The organism is Eggerthella sp. 1_3_56FAA, from assembly GCF_000185625.1.
GTDB lineage: Bacteria > Actinomycetota > Coriobacteriia > Coriobacteriales > Eggerthellaceae > Eggerthella > Eggerthella lenta.
This window is the reverse complement of sequence record NZ_GL622581.1, coordinates 12,626-30,060: the sequence shown is the minus strand read 5'-3', so window position 1 is coordinate 30,060 and position 17,435 is coordinate 12,626. Positions and strand designations below refer to the sequence as shown.

The 17,435-nt window shown below is 66.6% G+C and carries 17 protein-coding genes; 12 read left to right on the top strand and 5 right to left on the bottom strand.

What is annotated here, in order from left to right; translation table 11 throughout:
- Positions 1 to 881, top strand: an 881-nt coding sequence (locus HMPREF1023_RS10370) for a cell division protein FtsQ/DivIB (RefSeq protein ID WP_232228713.1), incomplete at its 5' end; no start/stop codon positions are given.
- A gap of 256 nt (positions 882 to 1,137) precedes the next feature.
- Here the strand turns inward: HMPREF1023_RS10370 and HMPREF1023_RS10365 are convergent.
- The 5 genes from HMPREF1023_RS10365 to HMPREF1023_RS10345 are packed head-to-tail and all read right to left on the bottom strand — an operon-like array spanning position 1,138 to position 6,654.
- Positions 1,138 to 2,397 (bottom strand): aminotransferase class V-fold PLP-dependent enzyme, encoded by a 1,260-nt coding sequence (locus HMPREF1023_RS10365; RefSeq protein ID WP_009306246.1) that lies wholly within the window; start codon positions 2,395 to 2,397, stop codon positions 1,138 to 1,140.
- A gap of 2 nt (positions 2,398 to 2,399) precedes the next feature.
- Positions 2,400 to 2,951, bottom strand: coding sequence for a hypothetical protein (locus tag HMPREF1023_RS10360; RefSeq protein WP_009306245.1), 552 nt, complete (start codon positions 2,949 to 2,951; stop codon positions 2,400 to 2,402).
- Entirely contained in the window at positions 2,951 to 4,993 is a 2,043-nt protein-coding gene (locus tag HMPREF1023_RS10355) for an aldehyde ferredoxin oxidoreductase N-terminal domain-containing protein (RefSeq protein ID WP_009306244.1), read from the bottom strand. Before HMPREF1023_RS10355 ends, HMPREF1023_RS10360 begins: the two co-directional genes overlap by 1 nt.
- A gap of 12 nt (positions 4,994 to 5,005) precedes the next feature.
- Complete coding sequence (locus HMPREF1023_RS10350; RefSeq protein ID WP_009306243.1) at positions 5,006 to 5,791, bottom strand: 4Fe-4S dicluster domain-containing protein; 786 nt, start codon at positions 5,789 to 5,791, stop codon at positions 5,006 to 5,008.
- 5 nt (positions 5,792 to 5,796) lie between these two features.
- Positions 5,797 to 6,654: a cytochrome b/b6 domain-containing protein gene (locus HMPREF1023_RS10345; protein ID WP_009306242.1), complete on the bottom strand. Its 858-nt coding sequence runs from the start codon at positions 6,652 to 6,654 to the stop codon at positions 5,797 to 5,799.
- Positions 6,655 to 7,183: 529 nt separating this feature from the next.
- Between HMPREF1023_RS10345 and ftsZ the strand changes: the two genes are divergently transcribed.
- The 11 genes from ftsZ to HMPREF1023_RS10290 all read left to right on the top strand — a co-directional run bounded on the left by ftsZ (position 7,184) and on the right by HMPREF1023_RS10290 (position 17,250).
- Positions 7,184 to 8,305: a cell division protein FtsZ gene (gene ftsZ, locus HMPREF1023_RS10340; protein WP_009306241.1), complete on the top strand. Its 1,122-nt coding sequence runs from the start codon at positions 7,184 to 7,186 to the stop codon at positions 8,303 to 8,305.
- 14 nt (positions 8,306 to 8,319) lie between these two features.
- Positions 8,320 to 9,168, top strand: coding sequence for a polyphenol oxidase family protein (locus HMPREF1023_RS10335; protein WP_009306240.1), 849 nt, complete (start codon positions 8,320 to 8,322; stop codon positions 9,166 to 9,168).
- A gap of 5 nt (positions 9,169 to 9,173) precedes the next feature.
- Positions 9,174 to 9,878 (top strand): YggS family pyridoxal phosphate-dependent enzyme, encoded by a 705-nt coding sequence (locus tag HMPREF1023_RS10330; RefSeq protein ID WP_009306239.1) that lies wholly within the window; start codon positions 9,174 to 9,176, stop codon positions 9,876 to 9,878.
- 74 nt (positions 9,879 to 9,952) lie between these two features.
- Positions 9,953 to 10,900: a cell division protein SepF gene (locus HMPREF1023_RS10325; RefSeq protein WP_009306238.1), complete on the top strand. Its 948-nt coding sequence runs from the start codon at positions 9,953 to 9,955 to the stop codon at positions 10,898 to 10,900.
- 62 nt (positions 10,901 to 10,962) lie between these two features.
- Positions 10,963 to 11,223, top strand: coding sequence for a YggT family protein (locus tag HMPREF1023_RS10320; protein WP_009306237.1), 261 nt, complete (start codon positions 10,963 to 10,965; stop codon positions 11,221 to 11,223).
- A 45-nt stretch (positions 11,224 to 11,268) separates the two neighbouring features.
- A complete protein-coding gene (locus HMPREF1023_RS10315) occupies positions 11,269 to 12,072 on the top strand; it encodes a DivIVA domain-containing protein (RefSeq protein ID WP_009306236.1) in 804 nt (267 codons plus the stop codon).
- A gap of 245 nt (positions 12,073 to 12,317) precedes the next feature.
- Complete coding sequence (locus HMPREF1023_RS10310) at positions 12,318 to 13,088, top strand: MerR family transcriptional regulator (protein ID WP_009306235.1); 771 nt, start codon at positions 12,318 to 12,320, stop codon at positions 13,086 to 13,088.
- A gap of 149 nt (positions 13,089 to 13,237) precedes the next feature.
- Positions 13,238 to 14,242, top strand: coding sequence for a putative heme d1 biosynthesis radical SAM protein NirJ2 (nirJ2, locus tag HMPREF1023_RS10305; protein WP_009306234.1), 1,005 nt, complete (start codon positions 13,238 to 13,240; stop codon positions 14,240 to 14,242).
- A gap of 25 nt (positions 14,243 to 14,267) precedes the next feature.
- Positions 14,268 to 15,275, top strand: a complete 1,008-nt coding sequence (locus tag HMPREF1023_RS10300) for an ABC transporter substrate-binding protein (protein WP_009306233.1) — start codon at positions 14,268 to 14,270, stop codon at positions 15,273 to 15,275.
- Positions 15,276 to 15,290: 15 nt separating this feature from the next.
- Positions 15,291 to 16,298: an iron ABC transporter permease gene (locus HMPREF1023_RS10295; protein ID WP_009306232.1), complete on the top strand. Its 1,008-nt coding sequence runs from the start codon at positions 15,291 to 15,293 to the stop codon at positions 16,296 to 16,298.
- 205 nt (positions 16,299 to 16,503) lie between these two features.
- Complete coding sequence (locus HMPREF1023_RS10290) at positions 16,504 to 17,250, top strand: ABC transporter ATP-binding protein (RefSeq protein WP_009306231.1); 747 nt, start codon at positions 16,504 to 16,506, stop codon at positions 17,248 to 17,250.
- Positions 17,251 to 17,435: the final 185 nt, after the last annotated feature.

Sequence of the window (17,435 nt, the reverse complement as noted above, 5' to 3'; positions counted from 1 at the left end):
CCGGCGGCCAGCTGCCGCAGCGTCGTGCGAACCAGGTTCGCCCGCCGTTGTCGTCGGTGCGCGTGGGGGATCTCGACCGCGCCGAGCGCTCTTCTCGCGCGCAGAAAACCTACCGTCGCTACCTGGTGCGCATCGGCATCGTGGCCGCGCTCGTGCTGGCGCTCGTAGGCGGCGGCCTGGCCGTGTACTACTCCAACCTGTTCACCATCGAGAACGTCTCGGTCACCGGCGTGGAGCATCTCACGGCCACCGACATGTCCGAGCTTGCCAGCGTGCCCGCCGGAACCACGCTTCTGCGCGTCGACGCCGCTGGCATCCGCGAGCGCCTGCTCAAAGACGCATGGGTGGACGACGTGTCGGTGAACCGCGTGTTCCCGAACACCCTGGAGCTGGCCGTCACCGAGCGCACCATCACGGCGGTGGCGGACGTGCCCACTGAGAACGCCGAGTCGGTGCAGCCGTGGGCCATCGCCTCGGACGGCATGTGGCTCATGCCCATCCCCGACCAGAATTCCGAGGCCGGCAAGAGGACCAGCCCGAAGGTGTACGAGGACGCGGCCAAGGTGCTGCACATCACCGACGTGCCCTACGGCACGCGCCCCGAGGTGGGCGCCTACTGCTCGGACGCCAACGTGAACAACGCGCTGGCCATCGTGGACGGCATGACCACCGAGCTGGCGGGGCAGGTGAAGAAGGTGGCGGCCACCGAGACCGAGTCCACCACGCTGACGCTGGAAAGCGGCGTGGAGATCGTGTTCGGCACGGCCGAGAACATCCGCGACAAAGAGCGCGTCTGCCTCGAGATCATGAAGGAGCATCCCGACGGGCTGGCGTACATCAACGTGCGGGTGGTGGATCGGCCCACCTGGAGGGCTCTCTAGGGACCTGCGCGCCGCTGCGCCTTGCGGGCGGGCGGGACGCCCCAGTCGCTCAGACAGTCCTCGCTTCGCTGCGAAACTCGCTTGGTGGGGCGCCCCGCCCGCCCGCAAGGCGCAGCGGCTTGAGCTTCCTGTTCGCTGGGAGGGTTCGACCTGGGGGTTTGTGCTCGTTGTCATCCTGAGCGAGCGTAGCGAGTCGAAGGATCCCGTGCGGCGGTTCGGGGGTTTCCGGCAGGCGGGAACCCCCGAACCGTCTGTTTCACAGCATGCGCGATGTTGCCAGGGCTACGGCTTCGTTGCGGGACGACTCTACGGCTTCTAGGAAACGGTCGATGTCGTGCATGGTGGTGTAGGCGGCCACGCTGGCGCGGCAGACGGCTTCCGCTCCTATGTGGCGCAGGAGGGGTTGGGCGCAGTGCGCGCCGGCGCGCACTGCCACTCCGCGGCGGTCCAGCACGTGGGCGACCTCGGCTGCGCCCACGCCCTTCACGTTGAACGAGACGATGCCGCCGCGCGGCGTCTCGGCGTTCGGCCCGGGGCCGTAGAGCCTGACGGAGGGGATGGAGTCCAGGCCGCTCACCAGGGCGCGGGTCAGCTCGCGCTCGTGCGCGCGCACGGCGTCGAAGCCGATGCGGTCGAGATAGCGCACGGCTTCCGCCAGCCCCGCGGCTCCTGCCACGTTCTGCGTGCCCGCTTCGAAGCGCCCCGGCGTTCCGTCGAACGAGGACGCGCCCTCGAACACCGCCTCCACCATGCCCCCGCCTCGCAGCAAGGGCGGCGTTTCCTCGAGGAGGCGCCGCTTGCCGTACAGCACGCCGATGCCCATAGGGCCGTACAGCTTGTGGCCCGAGAACGCGGCGAAGTCGACGTCGAGGTCGTGCACGTCGAGGGGCTCGTGCGCGATGCTCTGCGCGCAGTCGAGCACGGCGACGGCGCCGCAGGCGTGCGCCGCTTCGATGATGCGCTTGACGGGCGGCACGGTTCCCAGCACGTTCGACATGCCGGTGAACGCCACCACGCGGGTGCGCGGGCCGATTGCCCGGTCGATCTCGTCGTCTGAGACGACCCCGGCGCGGTCGGGCACGATGAAGGAGAGCCTCGCCCCGGAAAGCCGCGCCGCGGTCTGCCACGGCACGAGGTTGCTGTGATGCTCCAGCAGCGTGAGCGCGATCTCGTCGCCCGGCTCCAGCCGCTCGGCGCAATAACAGAGCGCCACGGTGTTCAGGGCGTGCGTGGCCCCGCTCGTGAACGCCGTCTCCTCCGGCGACGCGCCGATGAAGCGCGCGACCGTCGAGCGCGCGTCCTCGTAGACCCGGGTGGCCGCAGCGGCCAGCGCGTGCGCGGAACGGTGCGGGTTTCCGCATGCCGTGCGGTAGAAATCATCCATGGCGTCGAGGACGCACGACGGCTTCTGCGTGGTTGCCGCGTTGTCGAGGTAGGCGAGCGGAGGGCCGCCCGCGGCGTGCGCGGCGAGGAGGGGGAAGTCCTCCAGCGGCGCGCACGCCCGTCCGTCCGCCATCGTCAAGCTCCCTCGTCCTGCTCGGCGTCGGCCGCGTTCATCGCGTCGCTCGCGGCACCGTACTGGACCATGCGCAGCGCGAGCAGCCGCTGCACGTTCTCCAGGCGGTCGCGGTAGGGGTCGTCGGCCGGACATTCCCGCGCGATCGCGTCCGCCAGCGCCGCGTCGCCCACCGTGTCGCGCAGCCAGGCGACGAAGGCGTCTACGTCGATGAGCTTGATGATCTGGTCGGCGCCCTTGCCCACGCGCGCTTCGTCTCGGTCGAGCAGGAACACGGCTGCGCTGTGCAGGTTGTACAGGTACAGGTCCGACCCGCCCTTGGAGGGCACCATGCGCCCGGCAACGAAGTGCTCGCCCCAGGAGAGCTCGCGCAGCGCATGGGCCGCCTCGTCGGGTGAGGGCAAGGGGAAGCGCCGGCACGCCTCGGCCATGCCGGGTATGCCTTCGGATCCGCTCCCCGCCTCCTCGCCCCATGCAGGGGAGGCGGGGCCGCCGCACGCAGCGGCCTCCCGGGATGTGGCGGCGGCCGTCTCGTCGAGAGCTGCCATGTCCATCACGCTCCCAGCTTTCCGGCCGCTTCCAGCTTGTCGGCGGCGAAGCCGAGGTCAAGCGCCTCGAGCCCGGAGCGCGTCGGGCGACCCGTGGACTCCTCGAACCCTTCGTGGGCGTAGAAGCGCGTCTTGAAGTCCTCGAACTTGTCGCGGTCGAGCGTGCGGCCCTGGCACAGCGAGTAGCTCCACTTCCCGTCCTCGAACACCACGAGGGGGAAGGGCTTGGTGGTCTTCACGTCGTACACGTAGTTCGTGAACACCTCCTGGTCGCGATGGCGTCCCTCCAGCGCCCAGATGGCGCGGTCGAGCACCCAGAACTTGTGCCCCAGCTCGATGCTTTCCTCGTAGGAGAGGTCGCGCCCGGTGACGGCCTGGAAGAACTTCACCTCGTACTCGGGCGTGGCCCCGTACGTCGAGCCCGTCTCGGCGGTGTGCTTGCGGCTGATGAAGTTCGGCCACACCCAGTCGCACATGCCCAGCGACTGCAGCCAGAAGCGCCCGTAGGCGCGGTTCCAGTGGATCTCGCGCACGCGCGCATCGGAATAGATGCCCTCCTCGCTCCAGTCGAAGCACAGCGGGTCGCCCAGCCCGGACTGATCGGCCAGCTGCTTGGCCATGTTCTCGGCCGAGACGGGCGGCTCGGCGCCGGTGAGCACCGCCATGATGGAGGTGTTGTACACCGCGTTGTGTACGCCGTGCTCGTTGATGTCTCGCTCGCTGAAGATGCTTCCGTAGCTCCATTCCACCTCGGCGCGCGGCTCGTTGTGCTCGCAGTAGCCCCAGTTCGGGCGCGCCAGCAGGCCCGACGACGTGTCCTCGTCCCAACGCCCCCACTTCTGCGCCGCGCGCGCGATGCCCTCGGCCAGGTCGTCGCCGATCTCGCGGCGGTAGGCGATGCGCATCAGCAGCTCCTCGATGAACGCGTAGGTGCCGTACTGCTCGAAGGGCAGATCGGTGTCGATGTCCTTGCCCTTGCCCATGACGCCCATCTTGTAGAGGTTGTGCAGGTACACGGGCATGTCGATCTCGTAGCCGTTCAGCCCCAGCTTCGACAGCAGGCTGTAGGCGGCCAGCTGCTCGTCGATCTTGCCCGAGTCGGTGAAGTACAGGCCGGCCGAGCAGGTCAGCTCGTTGCCCACGCCGCCGGGGTACAGGTTACGGCAGTTCTTGAAGCAGCCGCGGCATCCTTCTGCGCGCGACACCGTGGGGCTCGTGTCCAGCACGGTGGATGCGGCGCCCGGGCTGCCCGGCGCGCCCGGAACCTTGCCGGCGTCGATGTCGTAGCCGAACTTCTCCTGCACTTCCAACCGCAGCCTCACGAGCGCGGCGGGGTCGGCGATGGGTATGCTCTTCGAGCCGATGAAGCTCATCGCCTTGAGGTTCTTGGCGCCGAACACCGCGCCGAAGCCGCTCTGTCCCGTCACGTGGCCGGCATCGTGCACGATGCACGACACGCGCGCCAGGTTCTCGCCGGCAGGTCCGATGCAGATGACGGACGGTCGCTGCGTGGTTCGGCCTCCGTCGCGTCCCTTCGTCAACTCGTACCACGAGCCAGGGGCGGTGCCGTGCGTCACCTCTTCCCAGATTCTCTCCTGGCACTCGAAGGTGTCGAGTCCCCAAAGGTCGGTCGCGTCGTTGAACGTCACTTGGTCGTTCACCACGCTGATCCACACGGGCGCTTCCGCTTTCCCGCGCACCACGCAGGCGTCGTAGCCCGCTTCCTTCATCATGCCGGCCAAACGGCCGCCCATGCTGGAGCGGTTGTACCATTCGGGCAGCGAGAACGGGCTGATGCCCGTGAACTCGCAGCGCGCCGAGGCGGCCGGCACCACGGCGCCCGAGAACGGCGTGGCGGCGAACACCAGCACGTTTCCCGGATCGACCGCCTCCACGGTCTTGTCCTCGCAGTAGTCCCAGAACAGCTTCGAGGCCATCCCGTGGCCGCCCACCCATTCGATGTAAGGTTCGGTGTCGATGGTCTGGGAGGTGCGGTCGGTCAGGTTCACGATGAGTATCTTGCCGGCGTAGCCGTAATGTTCGGTCATGAGGTCCTCCTATTATTTGTCGTTCGAGCCGGCTGCCGCCTGGGCTGCCGTGCCGCCTGCGCCGTATCCGAGCCGCGCGGGAGGGATGCGCGCCTCGTCGTCGCTGGGCAGGCCGATTTCCAGATAGTGGTCGTTGCGCAGGTTCGCCGTGTAGCCTTCGTCGGTTTGGACGGGCAGCACGTTGGTGAACGCGATGGCCTTCATGGGGCAGATCTCGACGCACAGCTGCTTGCCGGACGGGCCGCCCTCTTCATCCCAGAAGGGCGTGTTCTTGCACAGGTCGCACTTCTGGGCGTGCTTGTCCTCGAAGTTCCACTGCACGCGCGACGGCGTGAAGGGGCACGCCTCCACGCAGCGCTCGCAGCCGATGCACTTGCCCTCGTCCACGAGGCGCACGCCCGTCTCGGGGTCGGCGTGCATGGCGCCCACGGGGCAGGCTTCCACGCAGGAAGGGTAGGGGCATTGGCGGCACTGGTTCTGCATGACGTCGTCGGAGGGGAAGCTTCCCAGCGCGTTCTTCATCACCTGGATGCGCGAAAGCGAGGTGTTGATACGGCCTAGATGCGCGAGCGAGCACGAGATGACGCACGTCTCGCAGCCGGCGCACTTCTTCGCATCCACCAGCAGGTAGCCTTGGCTCGCCTCGATGGCGTACACGTCGTCGGGCAACAGCAGCGCCGTGATGCCGCTTCCCAGCACGGCGCCGATTCCCAATCCGCCGATCCCGGCGATGAACTGGCGCCTGGAGAGGCCGCCTTTATGCTGCGCGTCGGTCGCGCGCTGATTCGTCTCGGTCATATCGCTCATCTCCCTTGCGTGCCGTCGGCGGCTGCTGCGCGCGCGGCGGCTCCCATCGTCTCTTGCGCGGCCGCGCGCTCTCCGGCGCCGAGTGCGGACTCGTCCATGCCGCGCTCGGACTGCTCGCGCTCGAGCCGCTCCATCCAACCTGCATGTTCCTTCTCGGCCTCGCCGCGCGGCATCCATCCGATCAGCATGGACGGGAAGGTCTTCCACGAGAACGGCGCGATCACGGCGAAAAACACGTGCGCCGCCAAGAACAGCAGCATGAGCGCGGCCGCGATGTCGTGCACCCAGAACATGACGTTCATGAGGCCGTCGGGCAGCGTGAGCACCACGTGGGCCAATGCCTTGACCAGGCCTGTCACCACCAGCAACGCGGCCGTGACCACGGCCATCACGTAGGCGGCCTTCTCGCTTTCGAAGTACTTGTCCTCGGGCGGCATCGTGAACTTCTTGATGCCCACGAGCAGGCCGTAGTGGCGCACCGTGTAGGCGACCACGTTCTTCGTGGGAAGGTGCTCGCGCAAGCGCCATTTCGAGATGATCGTGTTGCCCAGGTAGTAGAACGTTCCGAACAGGAACACGATCGCGGCCGCGAAATGGACGTTCTGCCATAGGATGGCGGCCGGGCCGTCCTCCACGAATGCCGGGGTGAACCTCAGTCCCAGCACGATGCCCGACGCGAGGCACACGGCGGTGCCGATGCCGTGGGTCCAGTGGGACAGGCGCGCGGGGGCGTCGTGGCGGTACACCCGGTCGCCTGCGATGAAGGGGTCTGTTCGTTTCGCGAATGCGGAAAGGAACAGACCGAAAAACGGCGCCAGGGCGACGAGCCAGGGCGCTTGATCGAACCAGGGCATGGGGTCTTCCTTTCGGTACAAGCTTCGCCCGACCTCGCAAGAGGACGCGACGATAAGCGTATTGGTTTGAGGAGGGGGATGTTCGCGCGCGCCGAATCGACGCGCGAGCTTTCTATACTTTGAAGGCGGTGAGTACGAGCGGAACCATGGGGGACTCCCTTCCGGTCGCGGACGTTCGTTTTCGGTCAGCCGGTCGACGCGATGCTGCTCTTATACGATATAGCCTCGCCTGCATGTTCGGCCAGCAGCCGCCTTGCGAGCGGCGCCGCGCGGATTTGCGAACGGGCGAGCCCCTTCGCCAGCGGTTGCCTGTCGACCATGAGCGGCGACGTCGATGGCCGCGCCGGCGCGCCACGGCGGCATCCATCGTTTCCGCTTACCCGGCTCATCCGCTATATCTGTGGACGTGCGCATTTCATTACCGCAGCGTAATTTGCAAATGGTTGAGCATCGTGTACAATAACCGCACGTGAACTGTGCCCTGACGGGAAACGCAGCATTTGAAAACGCAGCAGGTGTGGAGGATACAATGCCAAACAAGATAGGTTCCGAGCATTTGGCGGTCATCAAGGTCGTCGGCGTCGGTGGCGGCGGCACGAATGCCGTGAACCGCATGGTCGAAGCGGGCGTGCGAGGAGTCGAGTTCATCGCCGTGAACACGGATCGACAGGCTCTGCTCATGTCGGACGCCGACAAGACGATCCACATCGGCGAAGAGCTCACGCGCGGCCTGGGCGCCGGCGCGAACCCCGAAGTGGGCTGCCAGGCGGCCGAGGAAAGTCGCGCGGAGATCCGCGAGGCGCTCGCCGAGGCGGACATGGTGTTCGTCACGGCCGGCGAGGGCGGCGGAACCGGAACGGGCGCGGCGCCCATCATCGCCGAGATCGCCCGCGAGGAGATCGGCGCGCTGACGGTGGGCATCGTCACCAAGCCGTTCTCGTTCGAGGGTCGCACCCGCCGCAACCAGGCCGATCAGGGCATCGACCTCCTGTCCCAGAAAGTCGACACGCTCATCGTCATCCCGAACGACCGCCTGCTGGAGATCGTGGACAAGAAGACGAGCATGCTCGACGCGTTCCGCATCGCCGACGACACGCTGCGCCAGGGTATCCAGGGCGTCACGGACCTCATCACCATCCCGGGCCTCATCAACCTCGACTTCGCGGACATCCGCACGGTCATGAAAGACGCCGGCACGGCCATGATGGGCATCGGCCTCGCCTCCGGCGAGAACCGCGCCCTCGACGCGGCGCAGCAGGCCACGAACTCCAACCTGCTGGAAGCCTCCATCGCGGGCGCGTCGCGCGTGCTGTTCTCCATCGCCGGCGGCCCCGACCTCACGCTCACCGAGGTCGACGCGGCGGCGCGCACGGTGGAAGCTTGCGCCGACGAGAGCGCCAACATCATCTACGGCCAGATCATCGACGAAGGCATGCAGGATCAGGTGCGCATCACGGTGATCGCCACGGGTTTTAAGATGGGTTCTTCGCAGCAGTCCTCCATGGACTTCTCGCGCAAGGACCTGTTCGCCTCCACGACGGCGCCCGACCCGATGCCGTCCGCTCCTCCTGTGACGTTCTCCACGACGTCGCGCGACGGCCGTTTCGCCGACGAGGACTACATCCCCGACTTCCTGAAGCGCCAGCGGTAAGGAGCGGTCGCTTGATGGTCGCGACCGGACAACTGCCCATCCCTCAGATAACCGCGCGCCGATTCGGCGCGCGTTGTCTTCCTGCGCTTACCGACGATGCCCTGTACGAGCGCACGGGCGTGCGCGTCGCGTTCACCGGACGCGCGGGCGGGGTGAGCGAAGGCCCGTATTCCTCGCTCAACTTGGGTAATCACGTGGGCGACGGCCCTGCGTCGGTCGAGCGCAACCGAGCGCTCGTGCTGGAAGCGCTCGATGCGGCCGACGTTCCGCTCGTGGTGCCCAGCCAGGTGCACGGGGAAGTCGTGGTGGAGCTCGACGACGCGTCGCCCGAGGCGCTCGATGCCGCGCGCGAAGCGGCGCTCGCGGGCGCCGACGCTCTTGTCGCCACCGTTCCCGGGATCGCGGCGCTGCTGTGCTTCGCCGACTGCGTCCCCGTGATCGTCGTGTCGCCGACGGGCCGATTCGCGGTGGCGCACGCCGGATGGCGCGGCGTGGAGAACGGCGTGGCCGCGAAGGCCGTCCGCGCGCTCGCGCGGGCCGATGCCGCCGAGCTGGGGGAGGATGCGGCGAGCGGCTACAACGTGTACGTGGGGCCGCACATCCACGCGTCCTGCTTCGAGACGGGCGCCGACGTGCGCAAGCGCTTCGAAGACCGCTTCGGTTCCTCCTGCATTCCCGACGAACGCCATGTCGACCTGCTGGAGGCGTTGACGGTCGGGCTCGAAGAGGCAGGCATCGATCGCGCGCGCGTGGCTGATGCGGGCGTGTGCACGGTATGCTCGTGCGACGAATTCTTCTCGTACCGCGCCGCGGGCGGCATCTGCGGGCGCCATGGCGCGGTGGCGTTTCGAAAGGCTGGGTGAGCGGCATGGGATTCAAAGAGCGCTACGAGCGCACGGTCGCAGAGGCGGCCGCCTGTTGCGAGGCGTGCGGGCGCGATCCGAAGAGCGTGGTCGTAGTGGCGGTGTCGAAGACGGTGGGTGCCGACGAAGTGGCCGAGGCCATCGAGGCCGGCGCGCACGACTTCGGCGAGAACCGCCCGGACTCCCTCGAGGGGAAGCGCGCTCGCTTTCCGCAGCAGACCTGGCACTTCATCGGCAACATCCAATCGCGCCGCATTCCCGACATCGTGCGGGATGCCGCGCTCGTGCACTCGCTGTACCAACAGCGTCACGTGCCGAAGTTCGACGCCGCAGCTGCGGCGTCGGGCAAGGTGCAAGACGTGCTGCTCGAGGTGAACGTGTCGGGGGAGGCGAGCAAGAGCGGTCTCGCGCCGAGCGAGGTGGCCGGCATGTTGGAGTACTGCGCGGGCTTTCCGCACGTGCGCGTGCGCGGGCTTATGACGATGGCGCCGCAGGGCGATGCGCAACGGGCTCGCGCATGCTTCGCCGATCTGGCGCGTTTGCGCGACAAAGTGCGGCTTGGGCTCGACGGGGAACAGGCCGCCGTATTCGATGAGCTTTCTATGGGCATGAGCGAAGACTGGCATGAGGCGATAGCCGAGGGCGCTACCATAGTGCGCATCGGGCGAGCCCTGTTCGACGACGCTTTCGAGGGCCCCGCGCATGCGTGAGAGCGCGGCGCGGCCATGACGCTGAACGCAGCGGCGGCTGGACCGCCGGATAAGAAACGAAGCAGGTGAACGGTATGGAGCTGCCAAAGATCAAGAAATCGGAGCACGGAATGCTCGAGGGAATCAAATCGAAACTGGGTTTCGCAGACGCCAACCCGCATTACGACGACGGCTACTACGACGAGGGGTTCGACGACTACAGCGAGGAGTACGGCGAGTACGGTCCCGACTACAACGAGGACGATTTCCCCGCCGACGATGCTCCCGGTTCGCGTTATGAGCCCTATGCGCCCGTGACTTCGCGTCCTGCGCGCGCCTCGCACGCGCGCTCCTCGGCGCGCAGCTCGTCCGTGGGATCCGCGAAGCTCGTGTCCATCGACGACGTGCGCGCGCACACCCAGGTGCCCGAGAGCCTCAACCGCGATCCGTTGCCGCCTCGCCGCGTGACGTCGCCTTCAAGCGGCTCCTACCGCGGCGATCGCACCATGGTGGAAGCGGCGCAGCCCGCCCCGGCGAACACGCCTATCGCGCGTGCGGCCGCCGCAGCGAACCGCGAGCGCTCCGAGAGCCTGAACTCGCTGTTCACCTCCACGTCCGACGATGCGCCGAGCGTTTCTGGGCCTTCTGGCTCGGGCGTCGCGGTGCAAACGGCAACCACCGCTTCGGGCGCTACCGTGGCAACCGCCACGGCGACGACTGCGGCGTTCGATCCGTTCGACGCCTACGCGGGCGCCGGGGCGGTCAAGCACAACCCCTCCCGCTCGGTCACCGTGCTCAAGCCGGCCAGCTACGCCGAGGTCGAGCGCATCGCGAAGGCTCTCAAGGCGGGGGATGTGGTGGTGCTCGCGCTGCGTAACACGCCCGACAATCTGTCGAAGCGCATCCTCGACTTCTCGTTCGGCGTGTCGAGCGCTCTCGACGCCAGCGTGGACTGCGTGGCCGACAAGGTGTTCGTCATCTCGCGCGGTGCTGCGCTCACCGATGCCGAGCGCATGAGCCTGCGCGGGCAGGGCGTGCTGTGATCCCGTATTCGATTCTTCGCCGGCGCGGCTGCCGCCGCCCGACGTTCTAAGGAGTAGAACGCATGTTGAGCATCAAATACCTCATCGTGTCGCTTGCCGATGCGTACAGTATGGTGCTGTTCGTCTACGTGCTCATGTCGTGGTTTCCCACCGACCGTGGCATCTTGGCGGACATCAACCGGGTACTGGCCAAAGTGTGCGACCCGTATCTCAACCTCTTCAGGAAGCTGATACCCCCGCTTGGAGGTATGGTGGACGTTACGCCCATCATCGCCCTGCTTGTATTACAATTTGGAGTACGTTTACTGATAAACTTGTTTTAATGCGTAGAATCGTGTTCGCGTGCGAACAAGACGAAGGGACTACAGATGGCTATCACCTCGGCTGAGATACACAACCAGAGCTTCTCGATCGATCGCAAAGGCTACGACGTCGACGAAGTCGATGTGTTCCTCGAGCATGTCGCCGACGAGATCGACGGCATGAACGCCCAGATCGCCCAACTCGAGAACCAGCTGGACGATCGTAAGTTCGAAGGCTTCGACACGCCGGCTCGCGTCGAAGCTCCCGTCGTCGTGACGGACGATGCCGCGCTGGCCGAGAAGGACGCGCGCATCGCCGATTTGGAGCGCCAGCTCGAGGCCAAAAAGGCCGACGACAACGCCATCGCGCAGGCTCTCATCATCGCGCAGCGTTCTGCAGACGAGATCATCGCGAACGCGAATGCCCAGGCAGCGGCCACCATCAAAGATGCCGAGGACGAGGGCACGCGTATCGTGGACAAGGCGGAAGCCGAGCGCCAGAAGGTGCTCGACGCCATCAAGAAGCTCGAGGACGACCGCGAGGACGTGCGCGAGGACTACCGGGACCTGCTCACCGACTTCATCGGCGACGCTACGCGCAAGCTGGCCGAGATCGGCGGCGAGATGCCCGCTTCCCTGCCGGTAAGCGCCCATGCGCGCACGATCGACGTGGTCGAGACCACCGCTACGGGCCGTGTGACGGCTCCGGCGCAGGCCCCCATCAACCGCGACGGCGCGGGCGCGTACTCCGTGCCCCAGGCGACGGGCGCCGTGGTGGCGCCGGCCACGCCGACTCCTTCTGGCGTCGAGAAGGATCTTTCCGGTTTCGGCGATGCCGACGATGCTTTCGAGTTCGAGGAAATCGACTAAACCGCGCGCATCATCACGCTCGCAGCATGGACGACGAAACGCGCTCCCGCCCGGGAGCGCGTTTTTTTTTCGCCGACAGGAAACGCTTAGGGTTTTCCCTGATTTTTGTCGCCATCTTTTGGAGATCGTTGACGGTGACGTTACGTCATCGCGTATGCTCGATTGCAGTTCGAGCGCGCGGGGGACGCGCGGCAAGGCGAGAGGAAAGGCGGCGGCCGAGCTTCGGTCGCCTCGGAGGAGCATCCATGACCGATCGGAACTACCTGACTATCGGCGAGCTGGCGCGACGCGTCGGCGTGACGGTGCGCACCATCCAGTACTACGACCAGCAGGGGCTGCTGTCGCCATCGGCGAAGGGTCCGCAGAACCAGCGCCTGTACACCGACGACAACGTGAAAGACCTGTATCGCATTCTGACCTTGAAGTACCTCGGGCTGTCGCTGGCCCAGATCAAATCCGATGCAGCTCTTTACCGAGAGCCGGCAGCATTGCAGGAGTTGGCAGACGAGCAGATGGATGCTATCGAAGAGCAGTTCCAATCGCTGTTCAAGCGCATGACCACGCTGCGCTCCCTGCATGACGAGTCGCTCGACGATGCGTCTGTGAACTGGGAGGCCATGGCCGACACTATCGAACGCTGCCAAGGCGAGAGCCAGTTCTTCTGGCGCCTCACTTGCATCCGCGACGACGCTCCGGCTTCGGAGGAGGCCGCCGAGAACCAAGTGGCGCGCGGTGAATCCGTGTCGAAGTGGCACGAGCTGATCGCCGACACCATCCGCCTCATGCCTGCCGGCGAGCCCGTGGACAGCGAACGTAACCGCGAGCTGGCCAAGCGCTACCTCGAGTTGGATATGGAGCAGGACACGGCGCGCGCTGAGCAGAACTTCATCCTCATGGAGAACATCGCCCCTCACGCCGGCGGCGACGGATCGTTCGACGAGCTGCGTCAAGCGGTGTTCGACCATCTGGAAGCCATCGTCGCCTCCTACCGTTCCCGCCCCGATCCGGCCGAATAGGCTGCGATCTCGGCGCCGTGCGGGTGCCGCAAAACCTCATCTCTCCTACCTCCCTTTGCGGCTCCCGCACGGCACGTCATACCCTCGTTCGGTTTCAGCAAGCATGGCGCCGCCAAAAGGCGAAGCCGCAACCAAGAAAGGATACGCCTATGCTCGTGTCGTGGATGACGACGAACAAGTGCAACCTCAAGTGCGTCCATTGCTACCAGGACGCCGAGGAGGCCACTGACAAAGAGCTCTCCTGCGAGGAGGGCAAGAAGATGATCGACGAGATCGCCCGCGCCGGCTTCAAGGTGATGATCTTCTCGGGCGGCGAGCCTCTCATGCGCCCCGATATCTACGAGCTGGTGGCGCACGCTGCCTCGCGCGGGCTGCGCCCCGTGTTCGGCTCGAACGGCACGCTCATCACGCCGGAGGTCGCCGTGCGGCTGAAGGAGGCCGGAGCCTGCGCCATGGGCATCTCGGTGGACAGCCTCGATGCCGTCAAGCACGACAGGTTCCGCGGGCTCGAGCACGCCTACGACCTCACCATGGCGGGCATCGAGGCCTGCAAGCAGGCGGGCCTGCCGTTCCAGCTGCACACCACCGTCGTGGATTGGAACCGCGACGAGGTGTGCGACATCACCGACTTCGCCGTGGAGATCGGCGCTATGGCGCACTACGTGTTCTTCCTCATCCCCGTGGGGCGCGGCAAGTTCATCCAGGAGACATCGCTCGAGGTGCTGGAGAACGAGCAGCTGCTCAAGGACATCATGACGAAGGCCTCGCAGGTGCCCATCGACGTGAAGCCCACGTGCGCTCCCCAGTTCACGCGCGTGGCGAAGCAGCTGGGCGTGGACACGCGCTTCGAGCGGGGCTGCTTGGCCGGCCTCACGTACTGCGTCATCGGCAGCGAGGGCATCGTGCGTCCCTGCGCCTACATGACCGAGGAGGCGGGCGACGTGCGCGAGACTCCCTTCGATGAAATCTGGGCGTCGAGCCCCGTGTTCGAGAAGCTGCGCACGCAGGCGTACTCCGGCTCGTGCGGCACCTGCGACTACGCGCAAGGCTGCGGCGGCTGTCGCGCCCGCGCCGCCTACTACCACGACGGCGACATCCTCGCTCAAGACGACTACTGCGCCCACGGCAACGCTTTGGTTGCGGCCGCCGTCTAAACCGTCGACATCGAAAGGACCACTCATGACCACTATCTCCGAACGCATCATTCCTTCTGCCGTCGCCGCGTCCCTTGCTGCGACGATGATGCTTGCCGGCTGCTCGGCTGCTCAGCCGAACGCCGATGCTGACGCAAGCGCTCCGCAAACAGAAGCCCCGGCCGCCTCTCAGGCCGGAGCGGTCACGTTCACCGATGACACGGGCGCCGAGGTGACCGTCGACAATCCGCAGCGCGTGGTCGCCTGCATGGGCAGTTTCGCCAGCATATGGGAGCTTGCGGGCGGCACGCTCGTGGGCGCATCCGATGATGCGTTCACGTTGTCCGACTACGATCTGAAGTCCGAAAACGTGCAGAAGGTGGGCGACTTCTCGAACCCGAACCTCGAGTCCATCATCGCGCTGGAGCCCGACTTCGTGATCATGACGAGCGGCTCGGGCGGCCGCGGAGGCGACTCGAACCAGGCCGACCTCAAGGCGGCGCTCGCAGCGTCGAACATCCCGGTGGCGTGCTTTCAGGTGACGACGTTCGCAGATTACGAGCGCATGCTGCGCACCTGCTGCGACATCACGGGACGCGACGATCTCTACGAACAGAACGCCCAGGCCGTGTCCGAGCGCATCAAGGCGATCACGGCCAAGGTGCCTGCGGGCGAGGCGCCCACGGCGCTGGTGCTGACCACATTCTCGGGCGGCACCCGCGTGCAGGCGTCCTCGACGATGACGGGTGCCATGCTGGCCGATCTGGGCGTCAAGAATCTGGCAGACGAGAATCCCAGCCTGCTCAAGGATTTCAGCCTGGAATCGATCATCGAGATGAACCCCGACTACATCTTCGTGGTGCCCATGGGCAATGACGACGCAGCCGCCATGAAGGCGCTCGAGGATCAAACGGCTGCCAATCCCGCCTGGTCGACGCTCGATGCGGTTCAGAACGGCCGTTACGTCACGCTCGACCCGCATCTGTTCCAGTACAAGCCGAACGAGCGCTGGGATCAGAGCTACCAGGTGCTGTTCGACGCTCTGTACGCGTAAAGCGAAGGCCGTCCGGTGACTTCGTTCAACCGTGAAAAGGCCGCACCGCTCGCAATCGCCGTATCCGCCTCCGTCCTGGCAGCGGTGACGGCGGCGGCCTTCCTCGTGGGGTCGTCGTCGGTGAGCCTGGGCGATCTTGTCGCCTGGGCCACGGGCGGCGACGTGAGCGCGTCGGCGAAGAGCATCCTCGTGAACGTGCGCCTGCCGCGCGTGCTGGCGGCGCTTCTGGCAGGAGGCGCGCTGGCCGTGGCGGGCGCCATCATCCAGGCCGTGCTGGACAACCCGCTGGCAAGCCCCAACATCATCGGCATCAACTCGGGCGCCGGGCTGTTCGTGCTGATCGCCGCCAGCGTGTTTCCCAGCGCGCTCTGGCTGCCGCCGCTCGCGGCATTTGCGGGCGCGTTGGCCACGGCGCTCATCATCTTCGGCATCTCGCTGGGCGCCAGCACGTCGAGGCTCACCGTGGTGCTGGCGGGCATCGCCATCACGTCGGTGTTCGGTGCGGGCATGAACACCATCCTCATCGTGAACCCCGACGCCTACATCGGCTCGTCGGCGTTCCTCGTGGGCGGTTTGGCCGGCGTGCTCATGGACGACCTGTGGTGGCCCGCCGTTTACATCGTGGCAGGCCTCGCCGCGGCTCTGCTTGCGGCGGGCAAGCTGAACATCATGGCGCTCGGCGACGACACGGCCCATGCGCTGGGCATGAACGTGGGCGCGTGCCGGCTGGCCATGCTGGGCCTCGCCGCCGTGCTGGCGGGCGCGGCCGTCAGCTTCGCGGGCCTGCTGGGGTTCGTAGGGCTCATCATCCCGCACCTCGTGCGGTTCTTCGTCGGGCACGACAACCGCATCGTGCTGCCGTTGTCGGCCGTGTCGGGCGCGGCGTTCGTCGTCGTGTGCGACCTGCTGGCGCGCGTGCTGTTCGCACCCTACGAGGTGCCGGTGGGCATCCTCATGGCGTTCCTCGGCGGCCCCTTCTTCATCTACCTCATTTTGAAGAACAGGAGGGGAAGCCTTGAATAATGCGCCTGCATCCTGCGGGGCCGAGGGCCGAGAGGTCCGGCGCTCAAACAGTCCTGCTCGCACGAACAGCCCGCTGGGCTGTTCGGCTCGTCGCGGCACCGCGAAGCAAGTCCCCTCGGGGAAACTCGCGGCGGACCTCTCGGCCCTCGGCTCCTCGACCGCAGAGGTCGCGCAGCCCTGTGTTCCTGCCATCGAGCTTCGCGAGGTGTCGTTCTCCTACGGCAAGGAACCGTTCATCGGGGGGCTTTCCGCGATGTTTTCGCATGGGGCGGTGACCAGCATCGTCGGCCCGAACGGCTGCGGGAAGTCCACGATGGTCAAACTCGTCGACGGCTTGCTGCGGCCGCAGGCGGGGGAGGTGCGCGTCGGCGGGGTGCCCACGCTGTCGCTCAAGGCGAAGGCGCGCGCCCGTCGCGTGGCCGTGCTGGCCCAGGCCAGCCGCCCGCCGGCGATGACGGTGGAGGCGCTCGTAGCATGCGGGCGCTATCCGTACCAGGCGCATCAGGGGAAGCTCTCGCGCGAGGATCGCGAGCACGTGGAGCGCGCCCTCGAGCTTGCGGGCATCGCGCGGTTCCGGACGCAGGAGCTGAGGCGGCTGTCGGGCGGCGAGCGCCAGCGAGCGTTCATCGCCATGACGTTGGCGCAGGACACCGACCTCATCGTGCTCGACGAGCCCACCACCTACCTCGACATCCGCGCCTGCCACGAGACGATGGAGCTGATCCGCCGCTTGAACGAGGAGGCGGGCAAGACCATCGTCATGGTCATCCACGATCTCGACCTGGCGCTGCGCTACTCAGACCGTTTGCTGGTCATGGAACGCGGGCGCGCCGCGGCGGCCGGCACGGTGGAAGAGGTGCTCGCAACCGGCGCCATCGAGCGGGCCTTCGGCGTGAGCATCCGTCCGCACGAGGCCGCCGAGGGACGGGCCTACACGCTGTTCCCGGCGTAGGGTTCTGCGATGCGGCTCCGCAGGCCTGGCATCGCGAACCGTCCGGTAAACGTTGGGCGCGAATTGCACCCTATGGCAGAAAACGCGGGGCATTGGTCGCAGATTCCTCGTATGCGGAATCTGCGACCAGGCCTTATGTGCCCGCGCAATACCGAACCATCCGTGAAGCTTCGACTGCCTTTGCC

Bases quoted from the DNA above. Each gene is read 5' to 3' on its own strand.
- HMPREF1023_RS10300 (WP_009306233.1), top strand. From the start codon at position 14,268: ATGACCACTATCTCCGAACGCATCATTCCTTCTGCCGTCGCCGCGTCC.
- HMPREF1023_RS10335 (WP_009306240.1), top strand. From the start codon at position 8,320: ATGGTCGCGACCGGACAACTGCCCATCCCTCAGATAACCGCGCGCCGA.
- HMPREF1023_RS10325 (WP_009306238.1), top strand. From the start codon at position 9,953: ATGGAGCTGCCAAAGATCAAGAAATCGGAGCACGGAATGCTCGAGGGA.
- HMPREF1023_RS10360 (WP_009306245.1), bottom strand. From the start codon at position 2,951: ATGGACATGGCAGCTCTCGACGAGACGGCCGCCGCCACATCCCGGGAG.
- HMPREF1023_RS10355 (WP_009306244.1), bottom strand. From the start codon at position 4,993: ATGACCGAACATTACGGCTACGCCGGCAAGATACTCATCGTGAACCTG.
- nirJ2 (WP_009306234.1), top strand. From the start codon at position 13,238: ATGCTCGTGTCGTGGATGACGACGAACAAGTGCAACCTCAAGTGCGTC.
- HMPREF1023_RS10320 (WP_009306237.1), top strand. From the start codon at position 10,963: ATGTTGAGCATCAAATACCTCATCGTGTCGCTTGCCGATGCGTACAGT.
- HMPREF1023_RS10310 (WP_009306235.1), top strand. From the start codon at position 12,318: ATGACCGATCGGAACTACCTGACTATCGGCGAGCTGGCGCGACGCGTC.
- HMPREF1023_RS10365 (WP_009306246.1), bottom strand. From the start codon at position 2,397: ATGGCGGACGGACGGGCGTGCGCGCCGCTGGAGGACTTCCCCCTCCTC.
- HMPREF1023_RS10350 (WP_009306243.1), bottom strand. From the start codon at position 5,791: ATGACCGAGACGAATCAGCGCGCGACCGACGCGCAGCATAAAGGCGGC.
- ftsZ (WP_009306241.1), top strand. From the start codon at position 7,184: ATGCCAAACAAGATAGGTTCCGAGCATTTGGCGGTCATCAAGGTCGTC.
- HMPREF1023_RS10315 (WP_009306236.1), top strand. From the start codon at position 11,269: ATGGCTATCACCTCGGCTGAGATACACAACCAGAGCTTCTCGATCGAT.
- HMPREF1023_RS10345 (WP_009306242.1), bottom strand. From the start codon at position 6,654: ATGCCCTGGTTCGATCAAGCGCCCTGGCTCGTCGCCCTGGCGCCGTTT.
- HMPREF1023_RS10330 (WP_009306239.1), top strand. From the start codon at position 9,174: ATGGGATTCAAAGAGCGCTACGAGCGCACGGTCGCAGAGGCGGCCGCC.